Source organism: Leptospira inadai serovar Lyme str. 10 (genome assembly GCF_000243675.2).
GTDB classification, from domain to species: domain Bacteria; phylum Spirochaetota; class Leptospiria; order Leptospirales; family Leptospiraceae; genus Leptospira_B; species Leptospira_B inadai.
In genome coordinates, this window is the sequence record NZ_AHMM02000012.1 from 12183 (window position 1) to 34734 (window position 22552).

24 protein-coding genes are annotated in these 22552 nt (G+C 44.0%); 10 read left to right on the top strand and 14 right to left on the bottom strand.

Annotated features, from left to right (window positions below; translation table 11 throughout):
- Nucleotides 1–2 precede the first annotated feature (2 nt).
- Both LEP1GSC047_RS03345 and LEP1GSC047_RS03350 read left to right on the top strand, forming a co-directional pair.
- Nucleotides 3–350, top strand: a complete 348-nt coding sequence (locus tag LEP1GSC047_RS03345) for a hypothetical protein (RefSeq protein WP_010413700.1) — start codon at nucleotides 3–5, stop codon at nucleotides 348–350.
- Nucleotides 351–391: 41 nt separating this feature from the next.
- Nucleotides 392–1039 (top strand): DedA family protein, encoded by a 648-nt coding sequence (locus LEP1GSC047_RS03350; RefSeq protein WP_010413702.1) that lies wholly within the window; start codon nucleotides 392–394, stop codon nucleotides 1037–1039.
- Here LEP1GSC047_RS03350 and LEP1GSC047_RS03355 read toward each other — a convergent pair.
- The 3 genes from LEP1GSC047_RS03355 to LEP1GSC047_RS03365 all read right to left on the bottom strand — a co-directional run bounded on the left by LEP1GSC047_RS03355 (nucleotide 1036) and on the right by LEP1GSC047_RS03365 (nucleotide 4474).
- The gene (locus tag LEP1GSC047_RS03355; RefSeq protein ID WP_238325515.1) at nucleotides 1036–2541 is read right to left on the bottom strand and encodes a sensor histidine kinase; all 1506 of its coding nucleotides are present in this window, start codon (nucleotides 2539–2541) and stop codon (nucleotides 1036–1038) included. The genes LEP1GSC047_RS03350 and LEP1GSC047_RS03355 overlap by 4 nt on opposite strands.
- A gap of 66 nt (nucleotides 2542–2607) precedes the next feature.
- A complete protein-coding gene (locus LEP1GSC047_RS03360) occupies nucleotides 2608–3525 on the bottom strand; it encodes a hypothetical protein (RefSeq protein ID WP_020988207.1) in 918 nt (305 codons plus the stop codon).
- 118 nt (nucleotides 3526–3643) lie between these two features.
- Nucleotides 3644–4474 carry a hypothetical protein gene (locus LEP1GSC047_RS03365; RefSeq protein ID WP_010413708.1) on the bottom strand — a complete coding sequence of 277 codons (831 nt, stop codon included), beginning with the start codon at nucleotides 4472–4474 and terminating at the stop codon, nucleotides 3644–3646.
- A gap of 425 nt (nucleotides 4475–4899) precedes the next feature.
- Between LEP1GSC047_RS03365 and LEP1GSC047_RS03370 the strand changes: the two genes are divergently transcribed.
- Nucleotides 4900–6099, top strand: a complete 1200-nt coding sequence (locus tag LEP1GSC047_RS03370; RefSeq protein ID WP_010413710.1) for a hypothetical protein — start codon at nucleotides 4900–4902, stop codon at nucleotides 6097–6099.
- 103 nt (nucleotides 6100–6202) lie between these two features.
- Here the strand turns inward: LEP1GSC047_RS03370 and LEP1GSC047_RS03375 are convergent, their stop codons facing one another.
- From LEP1GSC047_RS03375 to LEP1GSC047_RS03415, 8 genes are all read right to left on the bottom strand, one after another.
- Nucleotides 6203–7273 (bottom strand): PA0069 family radical SAM protein, encoded by a 1071-nt coding sequence (locus LEP1GSC047_RS03375; protein ID WP_010413712.1) that lies wholly within the window; start codon nucleotides 7271–7273, stop codon nucleotides 6203–6205.
- Nucleotides 7274–7630: 357 nt separating this feature from the next.
- The gene (locus LEP1GSC047_RS03380; RefSeq protein ID WP_010413714.1) at nucleotides 7631–7933 is read right to left on the bottom strand and encodes a HigA family addiction module antitoxin; all 303 of its coding nucleotides are present in this window, start codon (nucleotides 7931–7933) and stop codon (nucleotides 7631–7633) included.
- Between the two features lie 11 nt (nucleotides 7934–7944).
- Nucleotides 7945–8226: a type II toxin-antitoxin system RelE/ParE family toxin gene (locus LEP1GSC047_RS03385; RefSeq protein WP_020988203.1), complete on the bottom strand. Its 282-nt coding sequence runs from the start codon at nucleotides 8224–8226 to the stop codon at nucleotides 7945–7947.
- Nucleotides 8227–8519: 293 nt separating this feature from the next.
- On the bottom strand, nucleotides 8520–8810 hold the full coding sequence (locus LEP1GSC047_RS03395; protein ID WP_010413718.1) for a helix-turn-helix transcriptional regulator: 291 nt from the start codon (nucleotides 8808–8810) through the stop codon (nucleotides 8520–8522).
- On the bottom strand, nucleotides 8810–9088 hold the full coding sequence (locus tag LEP1GSC047_RS03400) for a type II toxin-antitoxin system RelE/ParE family toxin (RefSeq protein ID WP_308447606.1): 279 nt from the start codon (nucleotides 9086–9088) through the stop codon (nucleotides 8810–8812). The genes LEP1GSC047_RS03395 and LEP1GSC047_RS03400 overlap by 1 nt, the downstream gene beginning before the upstream one ends.
- A gap of 629 nt (nucleotides 9089–9717) precedes the next feature.
- Nucleotides 9718–10068, bottom strand: a complete 351-nt coding sequence (locus tag LEP1GSC047_RS03405; RefSeq protein WP_010413724.1) for a HepT-like ribonuclease domain-containing protein — start codon at nucleotides 10066–10068, stop codon at nucleotides 9718–9720.
- Nucleotides 10058–10357 carry a nucleotidyltransferase family protein gene (locus tag LEP1GSC047_RS03410; RefSeq protein ID WP_010413726.1) on the bottom strand — a complete coding sequence of 100 codons (300 nt, stop codon included), beginning with the start codon at nucleotides 10355–10357 and terminating at the stop codon, nucleotides 10058–10060. Before LEP1GSC047_RS03410 ends, LEP1GSC047_RS03405 begins: the two co-directional genes overlap by 11 nt.
- 210 nt (nucleotides 10358–10567) lie before the next feature.
- Nucleotides 10568–11197 carry a glutathione S-transferase family protein gene (locus LEP1GSC047_RS03415; protein WP_010413728.1) on the bottom strand — a complete coding sequence of 210 codons (630 nt, stop codon included), beginning with the start codon at nucleotides 11195–11197 and terminating at the stop codon, nucleotides 10568–10570.
- Between the two features lie 740 nt (nucleotides 11198–11937).
- Here LEP1GSC047_RS03415 and LEP1GSC047_RS20775 point away from each other — a divergent pair.
- Both LEP1GSC047_RS20775 and LEP1GSC047_RS03425 read left to right on the top strand, forming a co-directional pair.
- Nucleotides 11938–12999, top strand: a complete 1062-nt coding sequence (locus LEP1GSC047_RS20775; protein ID WP_010413730.1) for a PAS domain S-box protein — start codon at nucleotides 11938–11940, stop codon at nucleotides 12997–12999.
- 94 nt (nucleotides 13000–13093) lie between these two features.
- On the top strand, nucleotides 13094–15007 hold the full coding sequence (locus LEP1GSC047_RS03425; RefSeq protein ID WP_010413732.1) for a PAS domain S-box protein: 1914 nt from the start codon (nucleotides 13094–13096) through the stop codon (nucleotides 15005–15007).
- A 33-nt stretch (nucleotides 15008–15040) separates the two neighbouring features.
- Here the strand turns inward: LEP1GSC047_RS03425 and msrA are convergent, their stop codons facing one another.
- A complete protein-coding gene (gene msrA / locus LEP1GSC047_RS03430; RefSeq protein WP_373364543.1) occupies nucleotides 15041–15616 on the bottom strand; it encodes a peptide-methionine (S)-S-oxide reductase MsrA in 576 nt (191 codons plus the stop codon).
- A 210-nt stretch (nucleotides 15617–15826) separates the two neighbouring features.
- Here msrA and LEP1GSC047_RS03435 point away from each other — a divergent pair, with 210 nt between their 5' ends.
- The 3 genes from LEP1GSC047_RS03435 (at nucleotide 15827) to LEP1GSC047_RS03445 (ending at nucleotide 19077) form a co-directional block, all read left to right on the top strand.
- A complete protein-coding gene (locus LEP1GSC047_RS03435; RefSeq protein ID WP_010413737.1) occupies nucleotides 15827–18064 on the top strand; it encodes a carbonic anhydrase in 2238 nt (745 codons plus the stop codon).
- Nucleotides 18065–18465: 401 nt separating this feature from the next.
- The gene (locus LEP1GSC047_RS03440) at nucleotides 18466–18747 is read left to right on the top strand and encodes a type II toxin-antitoxin system RelE/ParE family toxin (RefSeq protein ID WP_010413739.1); all 282 of its coding nucleotides are present in this window, start codon (nucleotides 18466–18468) and stop codon (nucleotides 18745–18747) included.
- Between the two features lie 9 nt (nucleotides 18748–18756).
- Entirely contained in the window at nucleotides 18757–19077 is a 321-nt protein-coding gene (locus LEP1GSC047_RS03445; RefSeq protein ID WP_010413741.1) for a HigA family addiction module antitoxin, read from the top strand.
- 304 nt (nucleotides 19078–19381) lie between these two features.
- Here the strand turns inward: LEP1GSC047_RS03445 and LEP1GSC047_RS03450 are convergent, their stop codons facing one another.
- Nucleotides 19382–19786, bottom strand: a complete 405-nt coding sequence (locus LEP1GSC047_RS03450; protein WP_010413743.1) for a GreA/GreB family elongation factor — start codon at nucleotides 19784–19786, stop codon at nucleotides 19382–19384.
- Between the two features lie 422 nt (nucleotides 19787–20208).
- On the opposite strand from LEP1GSC047_RS03450, the gene LEP1GSC047_RS03455 reads away from it, so the two are divergent.
- Entirely contained in the window at nucleotides 20209–20781 is a 573-nt protein-coding gene (locus LEP1GSC047_RS03455; protein ID WP_010413745.1) for a hypothetical protein, read from the top strand.
- 398 nt (nucleotides 20782–21179) lie between these two features.
- Complete coding sequence (locus tag LEP1GSC047_RS03465) at nucleotides 21180–21710, top strand: SET domain-containing protein (protein ID WP_010413750.1); 531 nt, start codon at nucleotides 21180–21182, stop codon at nucleotides 21708–21710.
- A 42-nt stretch (nucleotides 21711–21752) separates the two neighbouring features.
- On the opposite strand, the gene LEP1GSC047_RS03470 is transcribed toward LEP1GSC047_RS03465, so the two are convergent.
- A complete protein-coding gene (locus tag LEP1GSC047_RS03470) occupies nucleotides 21753–22340 on the bottom strand; it encodes a DUF2179 domain-containing protein (RefSeq protein ID WP_010413752.1) in 588 nt (195 codons plus the stop codon).
- Nucleotides 22341–22552: the final 212 nt, after the last annotated feature.

Below are 22552 nucleotides of genomic sequence, written 5' to 3' on the forward strand. Positions count from 1 at the left end.
ATTTGAAGAAAGAGTCGGAAAACCTACCGAAAATTCGGACTAGATTTAGCGGTACTGTCGCATCCGTTCTTACCCATAGGAATCCGGAACAATCCCGAATTTTGATAAGAGACATTCGATTGCTAGTGTCAGGTAGGAAAATTATTTCGGCGCAAGATTTCTATTACTCTTTGCGGTTCCGAAATCTTCGACTAGCTGCGGGGGATAACGTCGAATTCGATGCAAGAATTCGACCCGATAAAAAAGGCGTCTCTTCCGAGAAGATTCGATTGAATTATCCTACGAAAATATTTCGGAAGGGTGGGGAGACGTATTCTCTCTTTCCCGGAAGCGAAGTTGAAGACGTTTGACATCTCCGAAGAGCCTTTGATCCTGACTGAGGAGGCCGTTTTTGGAGACTATTAAATTTATTTTGGATTTCTTTCTTCATTTGGAACACCATCTGGATATGTTAATCCAGTTTTACGGCATTTGGGTTTATTTGATTCTTTTTCTTATTGTCTTTTGTGAAACCGGTTTGGTCGTAACGCCTTTCCTTCCCGGAGATAGTTTACTTTTTGCCGTCGGCGCCTTCGCTTCGAGAGGTTCTTTGGACTTGATTACGGTCATCCTTCTCCTCATTATCGCGGCGATCCTAGGAGACACGGTCAATTACACGATCGGCAATCTGGCAGGGGAAAAAATCCTGGCCCGGGAAAAAATTCCGTTCCTAAATAAAAAGCATCTGGAAAAAGCCCACCGGTTCTACGAAGTATACGGCGGAAAAACGATCATCATCGCTCGCTTTATTCCGATCGTTCGAACATTCGCGCCGTTCGTCGCGGGTATCGGAAAGATGACCTATTCTAAATTTATCATATATAATATCGTCGGCGGAATTGCCTGGATTCTGATTTTCAGTATCGGGGGTTATTTATTCGGAAATCTTCCGTTTATCCAGAGAAATTTCAAGTTAGTGATCATCGGAATTATCATCGTTTCGATTTTACCGGCAGTCGTCGAATACATTAAGGAAAGAAGAAAAGGCAGGCTGCCTTAAAACAATTCGGGTTTCTCCAGGGGAAAGAGGATTCTGAAAACGGATCCTTTCCCGAGAGTTCCGGAAGATTCGAGGCTTCCTGAAATTTTTTTCGCCATTGCCTCCACGAGATTCAATCCTAGGGAAGTCCTTTTCTTTCTATCCGGATCGAAGCCTTGTCCGTCATCCTCTATCTTGAGTTCGGCTTGTTTGCGATTCGATGTTAACGATATTCGAATGATGCCGGCTCGTTTGGGGAAGGCGTGTCTGAAGCAATTCGTAAGCAGTTCGTTAAAAGCCATACCGAGGTGAATCGTCCGGTCGATGTCAAGCGGGACTTCCTGCAAGTCGCATATTACTTCGATCTTGTCCTGGTCGAAGAGAATCGAGGACTTAACGTTTTCCGTTAATTGTCCTATATATTCCCTGAGCGAAATGGAACCTAGACTGCGTGCAGAATATAAGTTTTCATGAATTAGGGCCATCGATCGGATTCTATTTTGACAATCCTCGAAGATCGGAAGGAGCGAGGCTCCGTTTTCCTCCTCGGATAATCTCATTTTTGAAAACTCGAAAAGGCTTTGAATAATGGCTAAGTTATTTTTCACGCGATGGTGTATCTCTCGGAGCATCACTTCTTTTTCGCCGATCATTCTCTCCAATTCCTTTTGGATTTGCTTTTGATCGGTGATGTCGATCGCTGCCGTAGTGATACCTTTGACGGTTCCATCAGGAAGCTTTAACGGTTCTACCGTTAAATCGAAATTCGTGTCTTCGCCTTGGTACGGAAGAATTATCTCGCCGCGAAAGGGTTTCCCGGTCTTGATTACTCTCTCTTTTAATTCGGTAATCCGGTACGCGGTCTCTGCCGGGAAAATATCGTATTCGCTTTTCCCGATAATCTTTTCTTCGGAATCTCCGAGGTTCGGATAAAACACCCATGTATAGCGTAATTCGATATCTTGTGAAAAGAACATTACTTTCGAATTTTTTAATGCAAGACGGAACATCTCGAAATTCTTCTTCAATGCATCCTTGGCTTCGTTCAGCTTACTCATGCTTTCCACCAGCATCGAGTTTGCCGTCAGCTTATCCGTAACGACGTCGATTAATGGCTCCGCTTCTCCGATCGCATCGGGCGAGTCGGAAATTAAGGGAGACACGTACGATATCATTGCCACTCTTCGACCTCCCTGCGTTATGAAACCGATTCGAGAATCGACTCGCGTCAGTTTACCGTCGCCTCGAATCGCTTCGGCCTCCACCTGTACGATGTCCGGGTAGGATCTAAAGGCATCCTTATATTTGATTAACGCGAATTCACGAGCGACCTCGGGTAAGAAGATACTTATCGATTTTCCGAGAGCGTCTTTTTTGTCGATGCCGTAGAATCTGAAAAAAGCCGAGTTCGCATAGAGTATCAACCCGTCGGGATCGGAAATTACGATCGCTTCTTTGGCCGACTCAAAAATCGACAAGGGAACTGAAGTGATCGGATTTCTCTGTTCTTTTGTTTGAGTCACGACGGGTTCCATTGATTGTTCATTAGACAGATAGTACTCTCAAACAATTCCATTCGGAAGAAATCTTTATTTCGTGAGACTGCAGTCCCTGATCCGATCGGTATATTTCACCATAGGCCGATCGGAATAATTTCTAAAAGGAGCAGGTTCAAGTTCCCTGGCCTTCGATGAATCTCCTCCTGTCCCGGCCGGACTAATCCCGACCGGACCGAAATTTGTAGGAGGAAAAAAGCAGCGGGGGAATTCGTTCGCCTTTACTAATTTTCCGTCTCTTCGAGTTATCTTCACGACATGTTCACCCAGACGAAGGTAGATCGAGGAGGAATCGGCGGACCATCGAAGTTGGTATGTGGGTATTTCCTTCCATTCGGATAAAAGATTCTCGGAATAACCTTTATCCAAAGAGGAGGATTGTCCGTTCGTATCGGCGAGGATCAATTTCGGAGATACGATCTCCAAACTTTCGTCGACTTTGCCGATCAATAAGGCCGCCGTTCCTCCATCCGGAGAAGGTACAAAACGTAATATAGTTTGTTCATTGCTTAAGAACTGCTTCGGCTCGAAGGATCTGAATCCATGAGGAGACCAAACGGACGGGGTTCGAGTATTTCCCCCATATTCATCGTTTACTCCCTGGATCCAAAAAAGCCTTGCAGTCGAGGAATGATAATAAACGGATCCGGGTAATGTCCAGTGAGCCGCTTCATAATTATAAATGGGAGATTCTCCCTTGGGGTCCGGAGTGCCGGTTAAATCGTATATTCTGAATTTAGTTTTATAATTCCGTTTTTGGCTCGTTCCGGCTAAAGGATTCCAGGAAAAACGTTCTTCGTAAGTGACTTCGGTTTGTACTAGTTCCTTTCCGGTTTCGGACCATCCGCGTTCGATCGCGAGTCCGGCAGGTCGCCAAAGCATGCGAGAACAAGAGGCAAAAAGGAAAGTTGATAAGAGGCAGGTTATTTGAATTAGATTCTTCCGTATCAATCGAGTTGTTCCGTTCATGCCGATATTTTAAGAACGTTTCTCTTCGGTGGAAGAAGTTTATGTATTTTTAAGATAAATAAGTTCGCCGCACATCCGTACGACGAACTATCGCGTCAGATTAACGCCAGCCTTCGCCTTCCAACTCTATGTGATCCAGATATAATCCTCCGGATCCCACAGAAGGAGCTCTCGTGTGGCCCTGAAATTGGGTATAAGTTACGTTCGAATTGAACGGCCAAATACCTTCGCTCTGGGTTACGGAGGATTGGCATACGCTTAAACCGCCGGCCTTGTTGTATGCGCAAGAAGAATGGAATGCAACGGCTCCATCGTCGTTACCCGGAAGAATCCAAGAAGAAGCGCCTTGAATTCCCGAAAATCCTTTATAACCTGGAACTTGGTACAGAGTCACTCCTGCGGTGACGTTATGGTTGTATGCACCCCGAGCAGTTCCTACGATTAAGGATTTATCCATAGCATTTCCACCGAAGCCGAACGTGATTCCGTTCAGCGCGGAAGCCAATTCGGATCCACCCGATGCCGAAGCTAAAGCAGTCACTTTCGTGATATTATAGCCTCTGCTTGAGGTAGTCGCTCCGAGATTGGAAAGCCAATACTCCGTCGCATAACAGCCTGCACTGTGGCACACGATTTTGCAGGAATTGGATCCTTTGCAATACGTGTTTAAGCCGGTAGTCAGGTTGGTTTGGGCTCTGGCTGTGCCATAGGTTCTAGGGTCGCTCGTTCCGTCATATCCGACGAAGATCTTCGCTCCGGATACCGAATTAGGAGCGGTTCCCCAGTAATTATTCACGTCAGTTGGGCCGACGCCGTTGTGATTTGAGCTCGATTTTCCGTGCACGAATATTGTATATGTTTGTGCCGAAAGGGAACCAGCAAACAACAATGCGAAAGCTAACCCCAATCCCATACTCTTCCAATTTTTCATCTTCACTATTCTCCGATCTTTTGAGAAATTCCTGAACGAAAGTTCGTGAATTTCACGTTGTACTACTATGTACTATGTTGTGCTATGCGTCAAGTGATTGGAGAGTTTTTTAACATAACGGTTAGAATGTAAAATAAATAGAGAGCGTTCAAAAATAATTATAAAAAATTTATGCATATCGGTCGTTACAATTTGCGTACTCCGTTCGGTATTATTTGTAACAATTGTTTTACTTTAAAGTTCGGTCTTCAATGATATTTCACTTATATTTTCCGGAGAAGACACCCGCTTGTTTCCGCTCCTGAGCAAAATTAATCCGTAAGGATTACTAAATTCACCGGCGTCCTTCGACAAAATAAAACGGTTGAGCGGAAAGAGGTCTCTGCACAAACAGTTAGGCCGAGAGCGGAAGGAAAAATTAATTCATGAAGAATAAAAAAAATTGGATCTATGTAGGAATGCTACTCGTGAGCTTATTGATTCTTTTTGTATTATGGGAAGAGGGGAAGGAAGAAGGATTCTTTCTTACCGAAAAAGAGAAAAAAGAAAGAGCGGAATTTATGGCCAAGGGGGGATCCCCGTCCACTTCCGGAACATCCGATTCGGGTTATTTTCAAAGTTTGGATGAGAGTATTCCTCCCGAAAAGATTTTAAAAGACTATCTTGAATGGTCGGAGTATCCTCCGAATTCCAGACCATTAACAAAATATAATGAAGATCTATTGAATCCGTTCTTCATAGGTGTGCCTGCGATACCGATGGCGGACAAACCCACGGACAAACAACCCAACGGATATTCCTGCAAACTGCAACCATTGCAATGGGCGGCGATCGGAACCCGTGATCCTATATACATTACTCTTGAATGTTACGATAATAAATTTCAAAGAGTTCCCTTGGACGTTCGGAACGTGAAATTAACGCGGGAATTTGACGGTAATAAATTCGGAGCTATTAGTCCGGACGGAAACGATAACGGGGTGGATGGAGACGTAAAAGCGAAGGATAATCTTTTTACGTTTCAATGGCGACCGACCTCCAAAGATTGGGGGGATATGTTTTTGGAAGTGGAGTTCGTTTACGGAAAGGAAAAGAAGGAAGGCAAAATCATTTCTTCCTTCTTTTCCTCACCCAATCAACCGGCGGAATGGAGCAGTTATTTTTCCGACTCTCCTTCCGACGGTTCCCTTTCCGTTCGTGCGGCATTAAACGTTTTCAGATCCGGTACCTATCATTTGGAAGCGAATTTGATTCATGCCGCAAGTGGAGAACCCATCGCTTGGGCTTCGTTCGACGGAAAGCTGAACGGGGGTAGACAAGAAATCGATTTTCTATTCTTCGGCAAACTGATTCGCGAGAGCGGTTTTGACGGGCCGTACGCGCTTTCTCAATTACGAGGGCATCGAGTGAATCTTCCCATCGATCCCGAATGGTTCGGACAAGGCGCCGAAGGCATGAGGAAGATTCTTGCGGCTAAAACGACCGAGCCGGATAAGGAATTAATCGCTCCTTATAAGGAAAACTATGTAACCAGGACGTACGATCAAAACACCTTCTCTTATAAAGCATGGCAATCACCCGAGAAGGAACAACAAATCAAGCAACTGCAGGAACATATTAAATGATCTTGCCTTTCGGGTAAAATCCGTAAGATTTTCGATCGTTCGCTTTTCGCGCTAGATACCGTTTTCGTGCCGAGGATTCTACCGCGTTTCTGTTACAGGAATACTAAAAAAGTCCGGGCAATAAATCCTGGTTTTTGCTCGGCCGAACTTGGTATTCCTCCGGAATTCGGAACAAATCTTTGCGAAAGGAGGCCCTTTCGTTTAGATCGAAGCGTTTGATCGCCAACCGGAACCTAGTTTGTAAAAGTTCCGCATACGTACCCGTTCCGGTCATGCGTTGGCTAAAATCGGAATCGTACAGTTTGCCTCCACGAGCTTCCCTCAACACGCGAAGGATCTTCTCCTTTTTTAACGGGTAATTGATTTCTAGCCATTCCACGAACAATTGGGATACTTCGTAGGGAAGTCGAAGAAGAACCATTCCGGCACTCAAGGCGCCTGCTTGCTTTACCTCTTCCAGTATCGTTTCCATTTCCGAATCGTTTAAAAAAGGAATTACGGGAGCGAACATCGCCCCCACCGGTACCGACCCCTTTGATAAACCGCGGATTGCATCCAATCTCTTTCCCGGAGCCGGGGCCCTAGGTTCGAGAGCGGACCAAAGTTCTTTATCGAGGGTAGTTACCGAAACATATACTTTCAGGATTCCTAATTTTCCCATTTCCGACAAAATATCGATATCTCGTAGAATTAACGATGATTTGGTAATGATGGCGGTCGGTTGTCTGAATTTGAGTAAGACTTCCAGGATTTTTCTGGTATTCCGATAGGTTCTTTCCCCAGGTTGATACGGATCGGTTGCAGTTCCGAGGGTAATCGTTTCCACCGGGCCCTTCCGTTTTTTTAATTCATGGATCAGCAAAAGATCCACGTTCTTCTTTACGAAAATTTTGGACTCAAAATCGATTCCGGGGGAAAGATCCACATATGCATGATTGGGACGCGCAAAGCAATAGATGCAGCCATGCTCACAACCTCGATAGGGATTGAGGCTCGCATCTATCGGAATATCGGGAGAATCGTTATGAGTGAGAATCGATTTAGAATCTTCCGAAAAAAATTGAGTCGTCCGATTTACTGCATCTTCTTCTCTATCTTCCTTCCAGATCTCTCGGGAGATTGAATCGAATCGTCCTTCCGGCGCGGAAGTCGTACCTCTTCGTTGCTTTTTCATTCGTCGTCTCGAAGCTAAAGTCTTGAGAAAAAGAATACAATTCAGCTATTTATATGTAAACTATAAATTTGTATAGTATTCATTTTCGATGAAGATAGATTCGCTTTGTCCAGTCCTAGACTCCCGAATCGGTTCTAGGGAATGCCGGTGCGAAGGTTTTTTGCGAAGTGCCGGATTTCGAAAGATCATTGCCGAAGTTTCGCATATCCGAAGGACTTGGCTCGAGTGCGAGGTACTTTACACGAGACTTGCTAGGCAAGACGAGTGATAAATCGGAATTTGGCGAAGCCCAAGAGGGTCGCGGAAAGATCCGCAGCGCCGCGATAATTTTTAGTTATGCGAAGTTGGGCAATGAACTCAGCCAGCTCTTTGCAGCGTTTGAATACTCTTCAATTTGAGCTTTAGCTTCTCTTTCTGTTTTCTTATTTCTAAATCATTTTGAAGATTTATCCAAAATTTATCAGACATTCCGAAAAACTTAGCCAGTCTCAAAGACATATCCACTGTGATTTTACGCTTATCGTGCAAAATCTCTAATACTGTAGAGGTCGAAACATGCAGCTCTTTTGCCAGTCTATATGGAGTTACTTCCAATGGATCCAAAAACTCCTCTCTGAGGATTTGAGAGACTGTTGGTGTTGGAATTCTCTTGGCTTTCATAGTAAGCCCCCTTAATGATAATCTACTATGGACACACCAAAGCAATTTCCATCGGAGAATTTAAATGTAATTCTCCACCGGTCATTTATTCTGATGGAACAATAATTCTTTAAGTTCCCTTTTAAATGTTCAAATCTATTCGCCGGTGGACTCTTTAAATCTTCTTCTTTTTCGGCATTTTCCAAGATGAGAAGTTTGATTAAGGCCCTACTCTGTATTTCCGGAGGTATTTTCTTTGAGAATTCTTGATGAAAGATCCTTTCAGTTTCTTTATCTCCGAAAGATTTGATCATTAATCCATATGTTTGCATCACAGATATATCTGTCAATCGGATATATTTTTACTTTTAAAGGAACGTTTTGTCCAATTCCGCAAAACGACCAAGGGTTGGCGAAGTTCCGCGAGTGCGAGGTACTTTACACGAGGCCTGCCGGACGTGAGGAGTGGCAAAGCGGAATTTGGCGAAGCCCAAGAGGGTCATGAAGGGATCTGCAGCGCCGCGATAATTTTTAGTTATGCGAAGTTTTCAAGCCTCACCGAAAATACTTCCCCAGATTTTACAGGATATAAAATCTGGAGGTAAATTTAAACTGAAACTTTGCGGCTTTTGATAACATTTAAGGACAAATCTAAATCCAACGCATGGCAAATTTTTAGAAATGTGCTAACATTCGTATTTATCCCGGTTTCTAATCTACTTACCTGTTGCTGAGTTACATGAGCCCTTTTTGCAAGATCTGCCTGACTTAACCCTTTTTTATTTCTATATTCTTGAATCTTTAAAGCTAACCCTAATAGCTGCTTTTCCTGATCAAACGCCTCCAAGAACTTTTGATTCGATACTTTACTTTTTAAATGCGATTTAAAGCTCTTCATCATTCAATCTCCTCCTTCAATTTCTCTTCGGTATAACGTGACAGAAAATCTTCACGGCATTTTATTGCCCTTTTAATTTCACTGACCGGAACTCTCTGAACATTTTTTATAAATGCATGCGTAAGTATTATATAATGCCTAAAGATAAAAAAGTATAAGAATCTAACCTGATCTCCTGATAATTTAAGCCGCAACTCATGAATACCCTCTGTCAAAAAATCTGCATAAGGTCTTGGTAAATTCGGACCTCGTTCTTCTAACAAATTAATTAAACCCATTATCTTAGCTTGGTTATTAATGGATCGACCGTCAATGAACTCAATAGTCGGGCACTTACCTTCTTTGTCTTCGTAATATATTACGGTCCATTTTTGACTCACAAGTCAGCTTACATCATATATAGTGTATTGTCAATTGTTAAAGTTAAGCTAAAATTGCGGGCATGGACGGATGCCCTCTTCACATCGCGAAAAGAGGTTTGAAAATGTTTCGCTTAGCTTACTCGCCCTGTAATTCTTTTGCCGCTCCCGCTTCCCATTTCGCTGCTTTTTCATCCGTCTCGAAGCTAAACTTTCGAGAAAAAGAATACAATTTAGCTATTTATATGTAAACTATCAATTTATATAGTATTCATTTTCCGATGAGGATGGATGTGTTTTGTCCAGTCCTAGACTCCCGAATCGGTTTCTAGGAAATGCCGGTGCGACGGTTTTTTGCGAAGTGCCGGATTTCGAAAGATCATTGCCGAAGTTTCGTGTGTCCGAAGGACTTGGCTCGAGTGCGAGGTACTTTACACGAGACTCGCTAGGCAAGACGAGTGATAAATCGGAATTTGGCGAAGCCCAAGAGGGTGGCGGAAGATCCACTAGGGAGGGACAGAGCCGTAGTTAGCCAAATTAGGAATCCACTAATCGAACAAAGTCTTTTCTTGTTCAATAATGAAATGAATTTGAGATTCTAAAGCCGGAATCTTGTTCGCTACCAAATCCCAAACTATATCATAATCAACGACAAAGTAGCCATGAATTAAGCGATTGCGCGTAGCCGATAATTTCTTCCAATCTACTTCGGAATATTTCTTTTTGAATAAATCTGAAAGTTTACCTGAGGCCTCGCCTATTATTTCTATACTTCTTACAAAAGCTCTTTTAGAAACTTCATCCAAGAGAAACTGTTCATGATTTAAATTCGCTGACTTCATCCGTAAAAAAATAATTTCATCATTAATATGACCGATGTAACCTAAGTCAGATTTCAATATCCACTGCCTCAGCCAATATTGAGTCCCTTACGCTACCGGAAATAGAATCCTCTGTTAAAAGATCTACGTGCACTTTTAAAATATCTTCTAATCGAAAAGACAAATCCATAAAGTTGTCAAAATTCTTTTGACCGGAATTAAATCTAACCAATATATCTACATCACTATCCTTAGTGTTTTCTCGCCTTGCGATAGAGCCGAAAAGGAAGAGCTTTTGTACACCGAGTTTAAATAATTCTTCCTTATGGCTATAGAGGACCTCTTGAATTTGAGATGAAGTAATCATAATTACTGAAAGCTTGATAAGTAATTTTACATACTCTATTTTCCTCTGTCAAGGGTAATTAAAGACTAGACTCAATGGGTTTCTGCAAAACGGGTCGATCTCTCAAGTTTCTTCCTAACAAAAAATGACTTACATATTTTTTGTAAAAATGCTCTTTCTGATTATGATATAGCTTTTATTAAAAAGAATTTTGTCACAATTTCGCTTAGCTTACTCGCCCTGTAATTCTTTTGCCGCTCCCGCTTCCCATTCTTTGTAGGCGGAAAGTTCGGAAATGGTTCGAACATATCGGGAAGCGAGATCCGGAAGAGTTACGCCGTACGTGATAAATCTGGAAACGACCGGCGCATAAAACGCATCTGCGACGGTAAAATCTTTTCCGAATAAAAACGGTCCGCCAAACGACTGTAAGTTTTCTGTCCAGATTTGGATGATTCGATCGATATCTTTCTGTGCTTCCGGAGGAATTTCCTTCCCTTTAATTCTTCCGGTGAAATTCATACTGAGATTGCTTCGTAATCCCGCAAAACCGGAATGCATCTCCGCCGAAACGGATCTGGCTTTCGCTCTGATTGAAGGATCCCCAGGCCAGAGCTGAGGAAATTTTTCGGCGATATATTCGCTAATGCTTAAACTATCCCAGACCAATAAATCCCCATCCTGGAGTACGGGTACTTTTCTAGAAGGAGAGTATTGATCGATTACCGAGGCGTATTCCGGAGTATAGAGTTTTAAGGAAACTTCCTGAAACTGAATGCCGGCCTGTTTGAGGAGTATCCAAGGTCGAAACGACCAAGAGGAAAGATTCTTATTTCCAATAACCAAAATGAGATCGTTCATACCGTTAGGATTTGTCCGTCCAAGCTTGGTGGCAAGAAAGATACAGAGGACTTTCAGAGGACGGAAGACAGACGACTGAGGACAGAACATTGGTGAGCGGAGATTCCGTGCAGATGACAGATAATTATTACTATTTCCCTGACAACAATTTTTTTTTAAAACGAATTATGTTGGAGCTCCTGTGCGATAGATCTTTCCTCTACCTTAGCGCCTTTCCAACATTGAGCAGCTTCTGTCTAGCGTGAGCAAAGCGAACGCGTCTGTCTTCTGACCTCTGTCCTCTGAAAACGAATTATGCTGGAGCGAGGTGTTACTGGATTTTCGAGGTGCGAGAGGGTGTCAGCAATTTTGTGTAAATGAATTGTGTTGGAGCTCCGGCACAGAGAACGGAAGGCCGAAGAAAGATCCAGTGTTAGCATAAGAATCTTTCTCTATAGCTGACATCCCCGTAGATCCCAGCTCTACTTCTGTAACCTTTCCCATATCTAGCAGCTTCTGTCTAGCGCGAGCGAAGCGAGCGCGTCTGTCCTCAGTCCTCTGTCTTCTGAAAGGTATAAAGTAACAAGTTAAAACGCTTTTCTTGCGCAGGAAATTCTCCAAAGTTGTTGGATTTTGCATAAATTCTTTGTCCTACGTAGTGTAAGAAGGCGAGAGTTTTCCCTCTCTTCATTTTCTCGGGAAATTTCACGTCCATTTATTATCGTTTCCCGCAACCTCCCGGGAGCTGAAGGATCGAGCGATTGGAAGATTTAAAGGAATACGTTCTAAAATACGAAACCTTGCCTGATATCCTATTGATCTGCGACGTGCAGGGCCACATTGCGCATATCAGCGGCAAGGGGCTTGAAATTTTAGGACTTCATTCGGGCGACGTATTCTTCGGAAAAAAACTCTCGGATTTTTTCTCCGATTCGGATCGCGCGTACATTGCGTCCGATGTCTTCCCATCCGTTTTACGGGAAGGGGAATGGCGAGGCTACGTATATCTTCGTAAAAAGGTCGGGGAAGAAATTCCTGTATTGCAGATCGCCCCTTTACTGCCCAATTCCCAAAAACGACTCTCTTTTTTTCTTTTTTTGAAAGGCGGGTCCGGCTGCGCTTCGGTTCGCAACGAGGCGATTTATAAGGCATTTCGACAGTCTCGTAACGCCATGTTTCTAACGGACAAGAGTGGTGTTATTCTAGCCGTAAATCGGCAATTCGAGACGGTTTCGGGATTTAGAGAAGACGAATTGATCGGAAAGACTCCTAAAATCTTTCAGTCCGGCCAAACGTCCCGGGAATTCTACGATGAATTTTGGGAAAAGATTCTAAGCGGGAAAGAGTTTCATGGCAGCTTTCTAAATCGAAACCACGCAGGAAAATATGTACAATGGAATCAGGTTATTTCCCCGATTCAGGACGAGGAAGGAAGGATTTCAAATTTCTTAAGTATGATTCTTTCCAATAATGAAGTGGGAGGTTTGGTAAAATTGCGAGGGTCCGTAGAAATCGGGACGGAACCGATTTCTCCTCCGGATATATTTCGTAGATACGAAGGCCTGGACAAGGCCGCTCTAGTACGAATGCTTCGGGAAAAAACCAAACTGACTAGAAAGGAAACCGAAATATGTGCCGGAATAGCATCCGGAAAAGATAAGAGTCTCGTTTGCGAAGAGCTTGGCATTCACCAAGGGACCATGAAAAATCACCTGAAGTCGATATACCGAAAAACGATCGATCTCGAAAAAGACATTCCCGGGCCGGAACGGGATAAATTGCAACGGTTAACGATTTATCTATTCCGTCTCCTGGGAGACTAGTTTTTCTTTAAATATTATCCCTTAAGGGACGATATTTCTTCTCAATTCTCAATCATACTGTTAAAATGTCATTTTTAACGATAGGAAACTTTCGATGACTTTATTCGGCGGAGCATCTTCCAGCGAAGATTCTTCCGGTATAGGAAACAGTACGCCTACCGAGAGTTTCTATTATCGAACCCTGAATTTATTACAGGAAGCGATTTTTCTCTTAGACGGCAAAGGGAGAATCACGTTCGCGAATGCTAGGGCGCTGCAATGGTTAGGCGGCTCGTCGAAGGATTTACTCGGACGCCATTTCTATGAATGTCCCTGGACAATCGTTCGGACAATCGGAATGCCGTTTCAAGAGGACACCTTCCTGGAGAAAATTACGGGAGAAGAAGGAGGAAGTTTCCCGGATTTAGAAATCGTTACGGCGTCCGGAGTTTCGTTTTCGGCGTCCTTGAAATTCGACCATATTAAAACCGAGGATGGACAAACATCGCATATTTTACTTTCCTTCTTTGATGAAACGAATCGTAAGAAGGTGCAGTCGTATAACCTTCAATTGGCGGCGGCTATAAACGATACCGCAGACGCGGTTTTTATCACAAGTCTGGACGGCAATATCGAATTCGTTAATCCGGCCTTCGAAAAGCTTACGGGATATAGTCTAGGCGAGATCCGAGGAAGTTCGCCCAATCAATTAAAATCAGGATTACAAGACCAGAGTTTTTACAAACGACTTTGGGAAACGATTTTGAAAGGGGAAACGTTTCGGGCAACCGTCATCAATAAAAAGAAGAACGGGGATTTGTTCCATTGCGATCAAACGATTTCCTCCACGAAAGATTCCACAGGCAAGATCATTTCCTTCGTTTCTATTTTGAAAGACGTAACCGAAGAGATGGAAATGCAGCGAACTTTGCGAGTAACTTCGGAGCGGCTTCGATCCTTATTGGATAACGCGCTGGAAGGTATTTTTGCGGTTTATAATCGCCAAGTCATCTACGGGAATCCTGCATTCTTCAAAATGCTCGGCTACGATCCCGACTCTTCTTCCTCATTGATTCGTGTAGCCGATATTTTGGCGGATCGCGATCAGAGAAACGCTCTGAACGGAATATTAAGCGAAACAGGTAAAATACAAGGGGAGGAAGTGCGTCTGCTGAAGAAAGACGGTTCTCCCTTTTACGGAACATTGCGGGTATTTGCGCATTCGCAGAATCCGGATTATTTGGAAGGATTTTTATTGGATCAAACCGAACGAAAAATGATCGAGACGGAAAAAGATTCTTACGAATCGATTTTACGCCGGAGCCAAAAATTAGAATCCATCGGGCTCATCGCGGCTGCAATGATTCACGAGATCAACAACCCTCTTACGATCGTTCTAGGTTACTCCAATTTATTGGCCAAATCGTTAGTCGATCTTAAACTTCTGAAATATGTGGATATCATTTCGTCCGAAGCGGATCGCTTATCCAGACTGGTTAAGGATTTATTATTGTATGCGAAAGGAGACGGGACAAGCTTCGAGCGGGTCGATCCGTACCGCCTCCGAGACGAGGCCCTAACTCTGGCGTTTCCACTTTTACAGATCGAGAAAATCAAAGTGGAGGAGGGGCAGGAACGAGAATCCCTACCTCTTATTTTGTGCCAAAGTCAGAAGATCAAGCAGGTCTTGCTCAATCTGTTACTCAATGCAAAGGACGCACTTTGCACCGAAGCGACGGAGAATAAATTCTTGGGCATCGATGTCGTCGGTATCAAAGGGGAATCGGGTATTGTGGAAAAAATTCGATTCGAAGTTTGGGATAGCGGCCCAGGTGTCCCGCAATTTATTAGAAATACGATATTCGATGCGTTTTTTACGGCCAAGGAATCCCGCGGAACCGGTCTCGGATTGGCCATCAGCAAGAAAATTGTGGAAAGCCATCACGGGAGCATCGGACTCGCGGAAAAATCCGGTAAGTTCTCCCGCTTTTATTTCGAACTTCCGATCGATTGTAAAACTCCTATTTGAATTCATGGACTTCGTTTAATCGAAGGCTCAGGTTCAGTTTTGACCCCAGGTTTTCTTAAGGTATTCCTCTCGGCCCGATCCCTTTCGGTAGGCCTTGTAATGCTCCGGATTTTTCTTATAATAATCCTGATGATATTCTTCGGCAGGGTAAAATTCTCCGGCAGGTAGTAATTCGACCGCGATCGGTTTGGAAAATTTTCCGGAAGAAATCAAGGCCTGCTTCGATGCGGCTGCCAATTTTCTTTGAATATCATTTTTATAGAATATTGCCGTTCGATATTGGTTTCCTCTGTCGGCAAACTGGCCGCCGTTGTCGGTCGGGTCGATTTGTTTCCAAAACGTATCCAGTAGGGTCTCGTATTTTATTTTTTTAGGATCATAGGTGACTAGTACCGATTCTCGGTGACCCGTTCTACCGTATCCCACGTCTTCATAGCTAGGATTTTTCTCTTTCCCGCCGGAATATCCCGAGACGACCGAAATTACGCCGGGAAGTTTTTCGAACGGGCCTTCCATGCACCAAAAGCAACCTCCGGCAAAAATCGCAGTCTCTAGTCTGGCGTTTTCCTTTGCATGGAATTCTCGAGGTATAAGGACTAACGGCAGCATGATGTACAAATATAAATGTAATATCGTTCGAAAGATTTGAAATTTCATAGAGAGTCACCTCGGTGTTCGAATGTCTAAAAAAATCCTGGCTTTTTAGGAAGCGTTCGATTCATTAGCATTCATTTTAGAATTCGTAGCGCGTCGCGATTCGTTACAGTTGAACGCGTTTATGGAATTATAATTCCGATTTTTTTGCAGAACTAGAAAACAATGCGATCCAGGATAGACATTTTTCGGAAGAATATTCTCTTTGATGCCCCTGCCGGGCTGGCGGTATTTCTAGTTGCAATTCCGCTTTGTCTGGGGATCGCGCATGCATCGGGTGCTCCTCTTTTTTCCGGAATCATCAGCGGCCTTATCGGCGGAATCATTGTAGGTAGTCTAAGCGGCTCTTCGTTTAGCGTTTCCGGACCCACGGCAAGTTTGACAGGAATCGTTTTATCAGGACTCAGTGATTTAGGAAATTTTGAAACGTTTTTATTGTCTCTTCTTATCGCCGGCGCAATCCAAATTATTTTAGGAATATTCCGGTCCGGAAAACTAGCCGCTTACTTTCCCTCCGCAGTCGTTACGGGAATGCTTGTGGCAATCGGAGTTATTCTTATCATTAAGCAATTGCCGCACTTGATGGGTTACGATATCGAAGAATTCGGAGTGGAAGAATTCGATCTTACGAGGCAGGATATTAATGAGACGTACCAGGATAGTCATGAGCCGAGCGAAAAAAATACGTTTACGGTATTACTGCATTCTTTCTTAAATTTTCGAAGCAACGTATTCGTTATCGGTTTCCTTTCCTTGGTCGCCTACGTTATCTGGGAGAAAAAAATCGCCGAAAAGTTTCGATTTCTACCCGCTTCCTTGATCGCTATCGGAACCGGTGTTTTCTTGAACTTGTGTTTAGAAGGATTTAACCCGGTATTCGCGTTAGGAAAAGATCATTTGGTCCAGATTCCTATCTTAAAAAATCCTTCCGACGTATTGGATCAGTTCACGTATCCGAATTTTTCCGCGTGGAGGAATCCGAGTGTTTGGAGTTTGGGGTTGACGATCGCCTTAGCTGCCTCCGTCGAATCCTTGCTTTCTATCGAAATCTTAGATCGCTTGGATACAGAAGGCCGAAAGACACCGATGTCCAGGGAATTACTCGCACAGGGTGTCGGAAACTTCGTCTGCGGATTGATAGGCGGGATTCCGCTTGCTAGCGTGATCGTTCGAGGTTCGGTAAATATCACTTCGGGAGCTAAGTCCAAAGTATCGGTCATTTTACAAGGAGTACTAATCGCGCTTAGCGTGTTGCTAGTTCCGACTTTGATGAATCGGATTCCTTTGGCTTCTCTTGCGGCTATTTTAGTGGTGACGGGAATCAAATTAGCGAGACCGAAAATTTTTCGAACGATGCTCTCGCGTGGAATTTCTCAATGGTTACCTTTCTTAGGGACCGTAATCGCCACTTTATTCAGCGATCTACTTATCGGAACGTTTTGCGGGATCGTACTTTCGTTGGTCTTCGTTCTGTACGAAGATCACCGAACCGCCGTGATTAGAATCGAGGATCACGGAAAATTCAGAAGAATCGTATTGGGAGAAAATTTAGGATTTTTCCATAAGGCGAGAATTCTGGAAATATTGGAGCAGCAACCGGCAGGGATTACGCTGGAAATCGACGGAAGTCGCACCTTACATATAGACCAAGACGTTTCGGAACTCATTCACGAATTTCGGAACAAGGCCGCGAGTCGGAATATTTCGGTGATTCTAGGAGGCATTCCGAATATGAACAATGATATACGGGAACTTAAGGAAGAAATGGATCGTTCTTATCGTAGGCTTCTTGATAATAATCAAGAATGGGTCAAGGAAAGGATGGATCAGGATCCTGCGTTCTTTTCTAAGCTAGCCGAGGGGCAAACCCCGCAAATCCTTTTTATCGGATGCAGCGATTCGAGGGTTCCGATCGACGTTATTACCAAAACCGATCCCGGAATGATTTTTACTACTCGCAACATCGCTAATATAGTTTCCGTGGACGATATCAGCTTATTCAGCGTGGTGCAGTATGCGATCGAAGTCTTAAATATAAAACATATCATCGTATGCGGGCATTACGAATGCGGGGGAGTAAAGGCCGCACTAATGGGCCGATCCACCGGGCTTATCGATAATTGGATCACTCATATCAAGGACATTTATTTAAAACATCGCCATGAATTGGACGCCTTAGGAGAAAAGGAGCGGGAACGAAAACTAATCGAATTGAATGTCGCGGAACAAGTGATCAATTTATATAAGACAAGTCTTGTCCAATCGGCTTTGAAAAAGTACGGTTTCCCTCGAATTCACGGTTGGGTGTACGATCTCAGCACGGGAAATCTGAAAGAAATAGAATACCGAACGCTTCTCGAGAAGGAATTAGGCGTATACAGAGGACAGAAGACAGAAGACTGAGGACAGAACATTGGTGAGCGGAGATTCCATGTTATAGAGGAAGATTCTTGTGTTATAGTAGATCTTTCCTCTACCTCTATTACTTTTCCAACGTCTAGCAGCTTCTGTCTAGCGTGAGCAAAGCGAACGCGTCAGTCTTCTGTCCTCTGTCTTCTGCAGAGGACAGAACATTGGTGAGCGGAGATTCCATGTTCTGGAGAAAGATTCCTGCGTTACAGCGGATCGTTCCTCTATTTCTGTAACTTTTCCAACCTCGAGCAGCTTCTGTCTAGCGTGAGCAAAGCGAACGCGTCTGTCGTCAGTCTTCTGTCCTCTGCTAGGTAAATCTACGATTTTGGATTATGGGTCCGATTAATATACTTTACAATATGTAAAGTATATGTAGTCTAAGCATAAGTGCGATGATCCAATCGTTTAAGGATAAAAGAGTCGAGAACCTTTTTTACGGCTATGCGGAGAAAGAATTCAAAGCTTTTGAAGATGTTGCTCGAAGAAAGTTAAGATCTTTAGATTCGGCTAGTAATTTGAACGATTTACGCAGTCCTCCCGGGAATCGCTTAGAGGCTTTAAAGGGAGACAGAAAAGGACAGTATTCCATACGGATAAATGACCAATTTAGAATTTGTTTCGTATGGGAGAAGAATGGTCCATGCAATTTAGAGATTGTGGATTATCACTCTTGAGGTAAAGAAATGAAGAAGATAAAGACGGTAAAAAATCCTCATCCAGGCGATGTATTAAAATACGACTTTTTGGAACCGTTGTCCATTTCTGCGTACAGACTTTCTAAGGAACTTGGAGTATCAGAAAGCTTAATCTCACAGATCATTCATGGAAAGAAGTCGATTAGCCCGGATACAGCGATTCGTCTTGCTAGATACTTCAACATGAGTCCTGATTTTTGGCTGAATTACCAGAGAGCTTTTGATTTAGAAGAACTTACTAAGACAAAGAAATCGGAATATCGGAAGATCAAGCCGGTGAGAAAGGAATTAGCGCTTAGCAAGAATTGAGTCAAGGCGTATTCAGAGGACAGAGGACAGAGGACAGAGGACAGAGGACAGAGGACAGAGGACAGAGGACAGAGGACAGAGGACAGAGGACAGAGAATTATTCCTATTACCCTGAAAACAATTTTTTTAAAAATGAATTATGTTGGAGCTCCTACGTTCTAGAGAAGGATTCTTGTGTTATAGTAGATCTTTCCTCTGCCTCTATTACTTTTCCAACGTCTAGCGCAGCTTCTGTCTAGCATGAGCGAAGCGAATGCATCTGTCTTCTGACCTCTGTCTTCTGAAAAAGCGAACGCGTCAGTCTTCAGTCCTCTGGTTGAAAAAGTAATTCCTGTACCCGCAGATATTTTTCATTTCCGTTGATCAACCAGCGAACGACTTCCCCTACTCTCGCTCCCAAAACCGCACTTCCGTACGGGGACAGCACCGAGATTTTTCCGTTGACGGGTGTATGATCCTCCGAATCTTCGGGATAGACCAGCGTGAATTGAAAGGCTTCGGCATTTCCTAAATCCCGAAGAACGAATTTCGAATTCATCGTAATCAAATCCTGGGGGATTTCCTTAGGATCCAGCTTTTTGGCCTTGGAGAGTTCTTTTTTTAAACTTTGAATGAAGTAAGGTGGGACTGGGTGAGGGAGTTCCTGACTCTCTAAAGTAGAAAGGATTTTTTGATGGTCAGGTTTCGTTACAAGCCGTTTCGCGCTCATAGAACTTCTCACCTCCCGATTGCAGTATGGAAAAGTTACGTTCGAAATCTAAGAGAGTGAGAATAAGCTTCAAGCATTTTTCAATTTTAAGGCCTTGGCTCGCTTAAACGAGTGAGGAAGAGACATAGCAAACATCATGCTTTTATAGCCTAGGACGGATTCCGTGTCGTAATCGACGGATTGTCTGAAGGGTAAATTAATAAATTATAATATTCAACGACGCTTGGCGCTATTTCCCGACAGCGCTAAACCATGAGAGAATCGTCGTTTAAAGGAAAATTTGCAAAGGACCCGGGCGGGGGGTTTTGTTTTAATGAGCATTCGTTCAAATAAAAAGCGGGGAAGAGCGGGTCCGATTTTTGTACGGGAAAACGTGATATCACTATACAAAAAAGTAGGTATTGTTAGAAGAGGTTCGAACCATGTTACTTACCTTATTCTCGTTCGATAAGAGACGACCCTTGTTCCTGTTGCGGTGGCTTACCCGCCTCGTGGAAAGAAATGTGCAACCGGTCTTAATTCTGCCCAAAGGAAGTCTGAGTCTGGAAGACGGGTTAAAACTGGGAAAGCTTCTCTCCGACTTCTCGCGACCATCCGTTCCGATCTTATTGGGATTTGCCGAGTCGTTGGTGCAGGCCGAAGCATTTTGTAAGGAAGTGAAGAAGGGAAAATTGGGCCAGACCGTTCCGAGAGTCTTGCCGGTACTTTTGAATGCCACAAGGTTAAAGTCCGATGCCGAAGGGAAAGATTTTTCCGATCAATTGGAAGGTTTGGAAAAAGATTGGGACAATTCCTTTCCGCTCACTTGTTTTATCGAGGTCGGAAGAGATCCTTCCCATCTATCGGAAGCGAGCGGACGTACGTTCTTGTTCGAGATCTCTTCCCTCGTCGCCGAAGTCGGATTCGGAAAACTTCGTCTTCTGAAAAAGGAAGAGAATTTTTCTTCGCCCATCGAGTGGACCAGCGAGGTTCTTTCCTCGTTACGCTTGGAGTGAGGGCTTTCGCGGGCAAAAAGGAAGGAGCCCTTGATGAAAGTCGGCAAGGGCGAGCTTGACGGACGGATTCGGACTTAGTTCACGCTGATTATTTTCGTAGTCGCAGCGCTACGAGAGACCTCGTCTCGTGGTTCCTTCCTCTCGCAATTTTATTTTCGGTTTTGCGGTCGGACTTCCTGTGGATTCGGTCCGATCATCCGGAGTTTTTTCGTTCCTTCAGGGCTCTTTATTTTTTTCCGACCGCCTTTTCCGCTCCGCGGCCCTTCTGAAAAAAGAAGAAATCTCTTTTTCCGGTTCTAGGTGGGGGGATTTCATATTTTTAATTGAACTTTTTTCGATCCCGGTCTTGACTGATTAAAATTTTGCCCCCTTCCGGGGGAAGAGCAGGTTGATCTTGCATGATCGAAAGACGCACGAACAAATTCGGGGAGAACGGAATTTTCGCCTCGTCACCTATAGCTTCAGGGACTCTCCTTTTCAGCTATAGCGAATGGATCGAGGATGAAGAGTTCGGCTGGAAAGTACTGACCGTTTCCGAAGCGGAAGAATTACCCGAATCCGAGAAGGAAATCTTCATGAAATACGGATATGATGTCGACTTCGGCCTCGTAACCGGTCCCACCGGACCCCAGTTCGTCATTAACCATTCCAACTTCATGAACCATTCTTGTGACCCGAATATGTGGTATGATCAGAACGACAATATCATCGCTAAGCGGGACATTAGACCGGGAGAAGAGCTTACCATCGACTACGCTAATTTCGTCGTGAACTTTGACCAAACCTTCGAATGTCGCTGTGGAGCCGCAGCTTGCAGAAAATTCATTCGTAAGGACGACTGGAAATTATTGCTACCGGAGTATCATCTGAACTTTCCGGCATTCATGCACAAAGAAATTAAAAAGTTCCTGGTAAAAGTCCCGGCATAACCGGCCTAGTGCCTTGCCCGGGCTAAGTTCCTTCCCGGGCATTTACTTTCTGATTCTGGATTGCCTTCGCCAAAGGAGGCCGGCTAAAAATTCGCCCCCTGGCTCTTCCTTCCAAATCCCCGGATCGCTGGTCTTACGTGCATTCTCGATCGTATAAAAGGCGCCGGGGGAGGTTTGTCGCAAGATCTCTAAAACGGAAGGCACCTCTTTTCTCCGTAAGAAAGAGAGAATGACCGTTACGGGTCCCTTGGATCCCTGCGCGTCCAGTCGGGTGGTTCTAAAGCCGGATTCGGTGAGTTTTTCCACGATTTTTTCCCCTTTCCCGGTAACGATAATCCTGAGCAGGGAATGCCCGATCGCCAGTTTTTCCTCCACTACCATTCCTAAATACGTCCCCGTGGCAAATCCTCCCGCATACGCAATATAGCAGAGCGCGTTGCTGAGATTCCGTATGATTTGAGTTATTACGATGAGCCAGAGGAGAACTTCCACAAAACCGAGGATGGCAGCTAAAACCTTCTTTTCCCGGGAAATCAATATGATTCGTACCGTTCCGATGCTTACATCAGTGACGCGGGCAAAATAAATGCAAAGCGGGAGAATCAGGTATTCAAAAGCCCAGGGTGGCATGCCTTTCTAGTAAAATGGAATTCGAACGGTTGCGCCAGTACTATTCAGAGGACAGAGGACAGAGGACTGAGGACAGAACATTGATAAACGGAGATTCCATGTTCTGGAGAAAGATTCTTGTGTTATAGTGGATTTTTCCTCTACTTCGATAACCTTTCGAACGTCTAGCAGCTTCTGTCTAGCGTGAGCAAAGCGAGCGCGTCTGTCTTCAG

Excerpts from the sequence above, each read along its gene's own strand:
- msrA (WP_373364543.1), bottom strand. The coding sequence starts at position 15,616 with ATGCTGCCGTTAGTCCTTATACCTCGAGAATTCCATGCAAAGGAAAAC.
- LEP1GSC047_RS03445 (WP_010413741.1), top strand. The coding sequence starts at position 18,757 with ATGAAGAAGATAAAGACGGTAAAAAATCCTCATCCAGGCGATGTATTA.
- LEP1GSC047_RS03380 (WP_010413714.1), bottom strand. The coding sequence starts at position 7,933 with ATGAAAGCCAAGAGAATTCCAACACCAACAGTCTCTCAAATCCTCAGA.
- LEP1GSC047_RS03395 (WP_010413718.1), bottom strand. The coding sequence starts at position 8,810 with ATGAAGAGCTTTAAATCGCATTTAAAAAGTAAAGTATCGAATCAAAAG.
- LEP1GSC047_RS03375 (WP_010413712.1), bottom strand. The coding sequence starts at position 7,273 with ATGAAAAAGCAACGAAGAGGTACGACTTCCGCGCCGGAAGGACGATTC.
- LEP1GSC047_RS03450 (WP_010413743.1), bottom strand. The coding sequence starts at position 19,786 with ATGAGCGCGAAACGGCTTGTAACGAAACCTGACCATCAAAAAATCCTT.
- LEP1GSC047_RS03440 (WP_010413739.1), top strand. The coding sequence starts at position 18,466 with ATGATCCAATCGTTTAAGGATAAAAGAGTCGAGAACCTTTTTTACGGC.
- LEP1GSC047_RS03410 (WP_010413726.1), bottom strand. The coding sequence starts at position 10,357 with ATGATTACTTCATCTCAAATTCAAGAGGTCCTCTATAGCCATAAGGAA.
- LEP1GSC047_RS03465 (WP_010413750.1), top strand. The coding sequence starts at position 21,180 with ATGATCGAAAGACGCACGAACAAATTCGGGGAGAACGGAATTTTCGCC.
- LEP1GSC047_RS03470 (WP_010413752.1), bottom strand. The coding sequence starts at position 22,340 with ATGCCACCCTGGGCTTTTGAATACCTGATTCTCCCGCTTTGCATTTAT.
- LEP1GSC047_RS03415 (WP_010413728.1), bottom strand. The coding sequence starts at position 11,197 with ATGAACGATCTCATTTTGGTTATTGGAAATAAGAATCTTTCCTCTTGG.
- LEP1GSC047_RS03455 (WP_010413745.1), top strand. The coding sequence starts at position 20,209 with ATGTTACTTACCTTATTCTCGTTCGATAAGAGACGACCCTTGTTCCTG.
- LEP1GSC047_RS03370 (WP_010413710.1), top strand. The coding sequence starts at position 4,900 with ATGAAGAATAAAAAAAATTGGATCTATGTAGGAATGCTACTCGTGAGC.
- LEP1GSC047_RS03365 (WP_010413708.1), bottom strand. The coding sequence starts at position 4,474 with ATGAAAAATTGGAAGAGTATGGGATTGGGGTTAGCTTTCGCATTGTTG.
- LEP1GSC047_RS03435 (WP_010413737.1), top strand. The coding sequence starts at position 15,827 with ATGCGATCCAGGATAGACATTTTTCGGAAGAATATTCTCTTTGATGCC.
- LEP1GSC047_RS03425 (WP_010413732.1), top strand. The coding sequence starts at position 13,094 with ATGACTTTATTCGGCGGAGCATCTTCCAGCGAAGATTCTTCCGGTATA.
- LEP1GSC047_RS03385 (WP_020988203.1), bottom strand. The coding sequence starts at position 8,226 with ATGATCAAATCTTTCGGAGATAAAGAAACTGAAAGGATCTTTCATCAA.
- LEP1GSC047_RS03400 (WP_308447606.1), bottom strand. The coding sequence starts at position 9,088 with ATGGGTTTAATTAATTTGTTAGAAGAACGAGGTCCGAATTTACCAAGA.